General features: G+C 70.7%; 7 protein-coding genes. 3 read left to right on the forward strand and 4 right to left on the reverse strand.

From position 1 onward, the window contains the following. Positions 1-4: 4 nt before the first annotated feature. Positions 5-511, reverse strand: a complete 507-nt coding sequence (locus ACRDSK_RS15745; RefSeq protein ID WP_431441658.1) for a MaoC family dehydratase — start codon at positions 509-511, stop codon at positions 5-7. A 279-nt stretch (positions 512-790) separates the two neighbouring features. Here ACRDSK_RS15745 and corA point away from each other — a divergent pair, with 279 nt between their 5' ends. Further along, positions 791-1,870 (forward strand): magnesium/cobalt transporter CorA, encoded by a 1,080-nt coding sequence (gene corA, locus ACRDSK_RS15750; protein ID WP_431441660.1) that lies wholly within the window; start codon positions 791-793, stop codon positions 1,868-1,870. A gap of 74 nt (positions 1,871-1,944) precedes the next feature. Further along, positions 1,945-2,070, forward strand: a complete 126-nt coding sequence (locus tag ACRDSK_RS15755) for a hypothetical protein (RefSeq protein ID WP_431441661.1) — start codon at positions 1,945-1,947, stop codon at positions 2,068-2,070. A 19-nt stretch (positions 2,071-2,089) separates the two neighbouring features. Here the strand turns inward: ACRDSK_RS15755 and ACRDSK_RS15760 are convergent, their stop codons facing one another. From ACRDSK_RS15760 to eccB, 3 genes are all read right to left on the reverse strand, one after another. Beyond that, complete coding sequence (locus ACRDSK_RS15760) at positions 2,090-3,229, reverse strand: WXG100 family type VII secretion target (RefSeq protein WP_431441663.1); 1,140 nt, start codon at positions 3,227-3,229, stop codon at positions 2,090-2,092. A gap of 8 nt (positions 3,230-3,237) precedes the next feature. Beyond that, the gene (locus ACRDSK_RS15765) at positions 3,238-3,549 is read right to left on the reverse strand and encodes a hypothetical protein (RefSeq protein WP_431441665.1); all 312 of its coding nucleotides are present in this window, start codon (positions 3,547-3,549) and stop codon (positions 3,238-3,240) included. An 88-nt stretch (positions 3,550-3,637) separates the two neighbouring features. Continuing rightward, positions 3,638-5,290, reverse strand: coding sequence for a type VII secretion protein EccB (gene eccB / locus ACRDSK_RS15770; protein WP_431441666.1), 1,653 nt, complete (start codon positions 5,288-5,290; stop codon positions 3,638-3,640). Positions 5,291-5,632: 342 nt separating this feature from the next. On the opposite strand from eccB, the gene eccE reads away from it, so the two are divergent. Beyond that, on the forward strand, positions 5,633-6,413 hold a 781-nt coding region (gene eccE / locus ACRDSK_RS15775), incomplete at its 3' end, for a type VII secretion protein EccE (RefSeq protein WP_431441668.1).

A 6,413-nucleotide genomic window follows, 5' to 3' on the forward strand; every position in this document is an offset into this window, starting at 1 on the left:
GCGTCTAGTCTGCCCGAGGCTCCGGGCGCCCGGGCTGTTCGCCACCCCGGGCCTCGCCGTACGAGCGCATCGGCACCATCACCTTGCGGCGGAACACGCACACCACCGTGCCGTCCTGCTTGTAGCCGCGGGTCTCCACGTACACCACGCCACGGTCGTCCTTCGACCTCGACGGGGTCTTCTCCAGCACCTCGGTCTCGCCGTAGACGGTGTCGCCGTGGAAGGTCGGCTTCACGTGCCGCAGCGACTCGATCTCGAGGTTGGCTATCGCCTTGCCGGAGACGTCGGGCACGGACATGCCGAGCAGCAGCGAGTAGATGTAGTTGCCGACGACGACGTTCTTGCCGAAGTCCGTGGTGTTCTCGGCGTAGTTGGCGTCCAGGTGCAGCGGGTGGTGGTTCATCGTGAGCAGGCAGAACAGGTGGTCGTCGTACTCGGTGACGGTCTTGCCCGGCCAGTGCTTGTACACCGCGCCGACCTCGAACTCCTCGTAGTACCGGCCGAACTGCACAACCGACTCCGTCCCGGCCCGGACCGTCCGAACTCAGCGCAGTCTGCCAGGTGGAGTATCGTCAGCGACCGGTGTGTGAGTGACCCCGCACCTTCGACTCGAGGAGGTGAGGACGCGCGTGAGCGATCCGCATAACCCAGGCGGCGCGACTGGTAGCAGTACGACCCGCGTCCTCGCCGTGAGGGTTCGCCACTGAGGTAGGCCCGCGTTTCCGGCTGGACGCTCCGGCGCCGGAGAACTCTGGCGCGTCGTGACCGACGTCTCCGCTGGAGGACACACATGCCTGCCATCCCCTCGCTGGGCGGCCTGCGCGGGCGGCCCAACCGCCGTCAGGTCGCCGCCGTCAACGCCACGGAACTGACCGCGCACGTCATCGACTGTGCCGTCTACGTCGACGGCAAGCGCCTGCCCGGCGTCTGGTCGCACGCCGACGCGGTGACCGAGGTGCGCAAGCGGCGCGACGGCTTCGTCTGGATCGGCCTGTTCGAGCCGGACGAGGAAGAGATCCAGGGCGTGGCGGACACGTTCGGGCTGCACGAGCTGGCCGTCGAGGACGCGGTGAACGCGCACCAGCGACCCAAGCTGGACCGCTACGAGGACACCTTGTTCATGGTCCTCAAGACCGTCCGCTACATCGAGCACGAGTCCCCGACCACGGCCAACGAGATCGTCGAGACCGGCGAGATCATGGCGTTCCTCGGCAAGGACTTCATCGTCACCGTCCGGCACGGCAAGCACTCCAGCCTCGGCAAGCTGCGCGAGGAGCTGGAGTCCGAGCCGGACCGGCTGCGGGTCGGGCCGGCCGCGGTGCTGCACGCGATCGCCGACCGGGTGGTGGACTCCTACCTCGCGGTCAGCGAGTCCTTCGAGGGCGACATCGACGTCATCGAGGCCGGCGTGTTCGCACCGCGCAGCCCGATCGGCGCCGAGCAGATGTACCTGATGAAGCGGGAGATCCTGGAGCTGCGCCGGGCCGTGATGCCACTGGCGATCCCGCTGCGCCGGCTCGCCGAGGGCTACACGCCGCTCGTGCCCGAGCAGGTCCGCTCGTACTTCCGCGACGTCGACGACCACCTGACCACCGTGTCGGAGCGAGTGGCGAGCTTCGACGAGCTGCTGACCACACTGGTCGACGCCACGCTCGCGAAGATCTCGCTCCAGCAGAACACGGACATGCGCAAGATCACCGCGTGGGCCGCCATCATCGCGGTGCCGACCATGGGCGTCGGCGTCTACGGGATGAACTTCGACTACATGCCGGAGCTGCAGTGGCGCTTCGGCTACCCGTTGGTGATGGGCGTGATCATCTCCGCCTGCCTGATCCTCTACCGCATCTTCCGCCGGAACCGATGGCTGTAGCTGGCCAGCCCGCGCGGCTGTCCGGCGCCCAGCAGAGGTAACCCGCCCGCTGCCCTGTCGAGGGAGGTTCCACCATGACCCGGCTCGTCACCAACCCGCGCTTCTGGGCGCTCGCCTTCGTGCTCACCTGGCTCGCCCTCATCACCCTGCTCATCGCGATGGGACCGGCCGTGGCGCCGGACGCGGGCGGCGCCCCCTAGCCGTACTGGTCGGGGCGGCTCAGTCCTCGTCGCCGATCACCGGGGCCGACGCCTTCTCCGGCTTGCCGAAGATGTCCGCGGGGTCGGCGACCAGGCGGCTGCGCGACTTGTGGTCGCCGCCGCCGTCCTGGCCCATCCCGCCCATCATCCCGCCCATCGGCATCATGCCGGCGCCCATTCCCCGGCCACCCTGGGCAGGACCGCTGCCCGACGCCGCGGCGGCCGCGGTCCCGCCGGTGCCCTCCGGCCTCGCGCCGGGCGCCTGCTCGGTCGCGGACGTGTAGCCGCCCGGGGTCATGCCCGCCCCGCCGAGACCAGCGGCCGCGGCGCCACCGCCGCCGCCGAACCCGCCGGCACCGCCACCTCCGCCGCCGCCGATCCCGCCCGTACCGGACTTCGCCGTGTCGGTCTTCGGGTCCGCCGCGTCGGGCGTCTTCGTCTCGGGTGTCTTCGGCGACTCGAAGGACCAGTTCTCCTCCGGGAACGTGTGCGCCATCTTGATCTGCTTGAACGCCTCCGAGCCGTCGATGCCCTCGCACATCTGCACGAACGCCTCGAGCACCTGGCGCACCGCCTCGAACAGCTCCTTCGTCGGCCGGCGCATCACGTCCAGGTACAGCCGGGTGCGCTCGTCGCCCTGCACCGGCATCACCATCGCCTGGGACGCCGACTCCGCGGTCTCGGTCAGCACGCCGGCCAGCTGCTGGACGATCTCGCGGATCCCCTCCGCGGTGGTGTCCAGCATGTCGGCGAGCGCGAGCATCGCGTCGGACAGGTCCCGGCCGGCCAGGCCCGTCCGCTGCATGTAGTCGATGAACGAGTCGGCCGCCTCGCCGTCCCACGCCGCGTCCAGCTTCCCGAGCGGCTTGTCCAGCGCGTCGGTGACCTCGTTCGCGGCGTCGCCGACCAGGCGCCAGCGGTCCGCCTCGGCCTCCAGGTCGCTCCACCGGCCCACCACGGGCGCGAAGTACTCCTCGACCGGGTCCGGCACGCCCAGCTCGCGGGCGAGCCTCGACAGGTAGTCCAGGTGACCACCGTGCCGGTTCGCGACCTCCTGGCCGTCCGGGCCGCCGGGGCCGCCCTGACCTTCGCCGGAGCGACCGGGCGCGGGCGCCTGGCCGTCGGCGGACTCGACCGGCTGGTCCTGTGTGACGTACACGGCGCCTCCTAGCCCTGCTGCCGGTCGATGGTGGAGGCGGTCGCCTCGTCGGAGTCGACATACTTCGAGCTGACCTGCTGGAGGCCGTCGGACGCGGAGCCCAGTGCCTCGACCGCCCGGGTCAGCTGGTCGCGCAGCGTGCCGGCGACCGACGTGTACGCCTCGGTGACCCGCAGCGTGCGGCCGAGCTGGCCGAACGACTCGTCGGTCAGCGGGGCGGTGGCCATGGTCTGCACGCCCTCGCCCAGTGCGTCGGAGCTCTTCGCGGCGAGCTGGGCATAGCCGCCGACCCATTCGGCGTCGAACTTCATCCCGGTCACGGGCACACCTCTCGAGCAGACGGCAGGGGACGTCGGTGCTCCGACGATAAGCGAGCCGGCCGGGTTCCCCTACCGCCGGAAGTCGGGGCTAGCCACCGCCCGACTGTCCGCTGCCACCGTCCTCGTCCGGCGACTTGCTCGGATACTCGCCACCCTCGATGGGCACCCGGTCGTAGCTCTGCTCCACGTCCCGCCAGTCCAGTGACGACCCGTCCGGCAGCAGCCGCAGGATCGCGTCCGGCGCGGGCAGCGGGTTGTCCAGGCCGAGCGCGTCCGCAGTGGCCTGGTCCGGCACGCCGTACTTCACCCCGCGGTCGGAGACCAGCGTGATCGACCCGCTGGCGAAGTCCGCCTCCGACGTGGCCTGCCGAACCACCGCGCCCCGCCCCGGGGGCATGTAGAAGTGGTCGATCCGCAGGTTGCTCGAGCCCGGCGTGGAGATGTCGATCCAGGTCGGCTCGTCGCCCTCGATCGGGATGCCCGGCACCTGCTGGCCGACGTGCACGGACGTCCGCTCTGCCTTGCCGCCGTCGGTGGTCTGCCAGCCGAGGCACACCACCGGGTTCGTGTCCGGCCGCAGCACCTCGGTCTGCTGCTCGGGGAACGTCGAGTCGTCGATGAACGAAGGGTCGTCCTTGCGGCTGCGCACCCGGTCGCTGCCGGTGACGTCCTCGGGCGAGAGCCGCTCGACCTGGCCGCCGGTGATGTCGTCCTTGAACCGGATCAGGTCGCCGGTGGTCTTCTTGATCTGCTGGACGCCGTTGCGCAGCACGACGTAGAACTCCTCGGGCTGGCCGGTGCGCTGCACGCTGAACACCGAGCCGACGTCGAGACCATCGGGTGCGCGCCCGGCCGGCTGGTCACCGATACCGTTGATATCCGGCGCGGTGAGCTCCTCCTTCTCCGGGATGGCGTTGAGCAGGCCGGTGGTGATGACGCGGGCGTCATTCTCGTCGAGGTCCAGCGCCTCTTTGATTTCCGGCTGCTCCAGGTCGACCTTGGCGCGCACCGTGCTGTCGTTGGGGGCGTTGGCCGTGGACGGCGTCCGGTAGACGAGATACACCTCGTCGTCCGGCGACTTCACCAGCAGTGACGCGTCCCGGCTCAGCTCGTCCCCGCGGTCGCGCACGCCCGCGACGACGCTCGTCTCCACCTCGTTGTCGGCCGCCTCGTCGGGCACGTTCTCGTTGAGGACGTACTCGTCGCACACCGTCCACAGGGACTCGATGCGCTGGTCCTTGCTCGGCAGCAGCTCCGGCCCGTCGACGATGCCGACCTTGCGGGTGCGTGGGATCTGGTCGCGCAGCTCGTTGTCGTCGACGATCGTCGGCGCGGCGACCTCGGTAGTCCCACCGGTGCCAGGCCCGCCGGCGCCCGCGACCTGCTTGTCCTCGTCACCCTGGCTCTGGGCGTGCAGCAGCAGCCGCGCCGAGGCCAGGTTGAACACCGGGATCAGGCGCTTCTTCGGCTGGTTCATCAGCACGTAGACCTGGCCGGACGGCTTGCCGATGACGATGCCGTCCTCGGTCGGCACCTTCGGCTTCGGCTGCAGGATTCCCCAGATGAGGAAGCCCAGCAGGCCGAGCGCGGCCAGGCAGACACCGACGATCGTGGCTCTGCTGTGCGTGCGCATCGGGTCGTGCAGCATCACCGCGTCCTTGCGGACCAGCGCTGACTGCATCCGGCGCAGCACGAAGCGATACGCCTGAACCTGGGACTTGGTTGTCGGTGTCGATGGCATTCTCGCCTCTACAGCTCCCCGCTCGCGGTACCGTTCCGCAGGATAGACCCACGAGCCTCGGTTGCATGTTGGTTCTCCACAACCGGCACAATCGATCAGCCGGAAAAGCAGCATGAGGGGAAGATCGAGCGGATGTCGGTGAGCAACCCACCACGGCAGGGCAGGACGCCACCGCCGGGGCAGCCGCCGAGACCACCGGGCCGCGGTGGCGGTCCGGGTGGCGGCAGCGGCCCACGTCAGGGACCACCGGGGCCGGGCGGGCCCGGCGGACCTGGTGGTGGTCCCCCGAGTGGACCGGCGACGCCGCCGGGTGGCGAGCCGCGGCCGGCACAGCCGCCGCGGATGCCGGTGCAGGCGCGCCGTCGCACGAGCGGGGCGAGCCTCGGCTCGCTGCCGGTGGCGAACATCGTGGTGCTGGAGATCGCGTTCGCGATCGGCCTCGTGCTGCTCACCATCAACAACACGATGATCACGCTGTACATCGCGGGCGGCATCGTGTTCGTCGGCCTGCTGGTGGCGGCGATCCGCTGGCGTGGCCGCTGGTTCACCCAGTGGATCAAGCTGACGCTCAAGTACGCGTTCCGCCAGCACACCCGGGTCAGCCGGCCGACCACGCCGGTCACCATCGACAGCATCTCCGACAACGAGGGCACCCAGGTCACCGGCCCGGAGGACCCGCGGGTGAGCCTGCTTCGCCTCGCCGTGCCCGACCTCGTCGTGGCGCACGGCAACGACCACGAGCGGCGGCCGCTCGGCCTCGCCTGGCACGAGGGCACCTGGACCGCTGTGCTGCTGGTCGACCCGGCCCCCGCACTCGTCACGCAGGTCGGCGTCTCGCCGAACCTGCCGCTCGGCGCGCTCGCCCCGTGTCTCGAGGACCGCGGCGTGGTGCTCGACGCCATCCAGGTCATCTGGCACTGCTACCCCGGCAGCGCCGCGCTCCCCTCGAACTCCCCCGCGCTCGCCTCCTACATGGAGGTGCTCGGCCCGCTGCCCGCGGCCGCCCGGCGCACCACCTGGGTCGCGATCCGGCTGGACCCGCGTCGCTGCCCGGCCGCGGTGCGCGAGCGCGGCGGCGGTGTGCTCGGCGCGCACCGGGCGCTGATCGGCGCCCTGTCCCGGG

This window comes from Actinophytocola sp. (assembly GCF_050699915.1).
Classification (GTDB): Bacteria; Actinomycetota; Actinomycetes; order Mycobacteriales; family Pseudonocardiaceae; genus Actinophytocola.